1 protein-coding gene is annotated in these 1,141 nt (G+C 67.0%); it reads left to right on the top strand.

Going from position 1 to position 1,141, the window contains the following annotated elements; all coding sequences use genetic code 11:
* A partial coding sequence (gene tuf / locus OCH239_RS21380; RefSeq protein WP_037267535.1) for an elongation factor Tu occupies nucleotides 1-1,115 on the top strand: 1,115 nt, incomplete at its 5' end.
* Between the last annotated feature and the right edge of the window lie 26 nt (nucleotides 1,116-1,141).

The following is a 1,141-nucleotide window of genomic DNA, read 5'->3' as shown; positions in this document are numbered from 1 at the left end:
TGGACCACGGCAAGACGACGCTGACGGCGGCGATCACGAAGTATTTCGGCGACTTCCGCGCGTATGACCAGATCGACGGCGCTCCGGAAGAGAAGGCGCGCGGGATCACCATCTCGACCGCGCACGTGGAATACGAGACCGACGCGCGCCACTACGCGCATGTCGACTGCCCCGGCCACGCCGACTACGTGAAGAACATGATCACCGGTGCCGCCCAGATGGACGGCGCGATCCTGGTGGTGAACGCGGCCGACGGCCCGATGCCGCAGACGCGCGAGCACATCCTGCTCGGCCGTCAGGTGGGCATCCCGGCGATCGTGGTGTTCCTCAACAAGGTCGACCAGGTCGACGACGAGGAGCTTCTCGAGCTGGTCGAGATGGAAGTGCGCGAGCTTCTCTCGGCCTACGACTTCCCGGGCGACGACGTTCCGATCGTGGCGGGCTCGGCGCTCGCGGCGATGAACGGCGAGAACCCCGAGATCGGCGAGAACAAGATCCGCGAGCTGATGGCGGCGGTCGACGAGTACATCCCGCAGCCCGAGCGCGCGGTGGACCAGCCGTTCCTGATGCCGATCGAGGACGTGTTCTCGATCTCCGGCCGCGGCACGGTGGTGACCGGCCGCGTCGAGCGCGGCGTGATCAATGTCGGCGACGACATCGAGATCGTGGGCCTGAAGGACACCAAGAAGACGACCTGCACGGGCGTCGAGATGTTCCGCAAGCTGCTCGACCGCGGCGAGGCGGGCGACAACATCGGCGCGCTTCTGCGCGGCGTGGACCGTGACGGCGTCGAGCGCGGTCAGGTTCTCTGCAAGCCGGGTTCGGTCAAGCCGCACACGAAGTTCGAGGCCGAGGTCTACATCCTGACCAAGGAAGAGGGCGGCCGCCACACACCGTTCTTCGCGAACTACCGTCCGCAGTTCTACTTCCGGACGACGGACGTGACCGGCACCGTGACGCTGCCCGAGGGCACCGAGATGGTGATGCCGGGCGACAACCTGAAGTTCGGCGTCGAGCTGATCGCGCCGATCGCGATGGAAGACGGCCTGCGCTTCGCCATCCGCGAAGGCGGCCGCACCGTCGGCTCGGGCGTCGTCTCGAAGATCGTCGAGTGATCCGGGCCGGGGCCTGAAAGGTCCCG

Origin of the sequence: Roseivivax halodurans JCM 10272 (genome assembly GCF_000521785.1) — a bacterium.
Lineage (GTDB): Bacteria > Pseudomonadota > Alphaproteobacteria > Rhodobacterales > Rhodobacteraceae > Roseivivax > Roseivivax halodurans.
The sequence above is the reverse complement of the archived record's forward strand: the minus strand, read 5'-3'. Positions and strand labels throughout refer to the sequence as shown.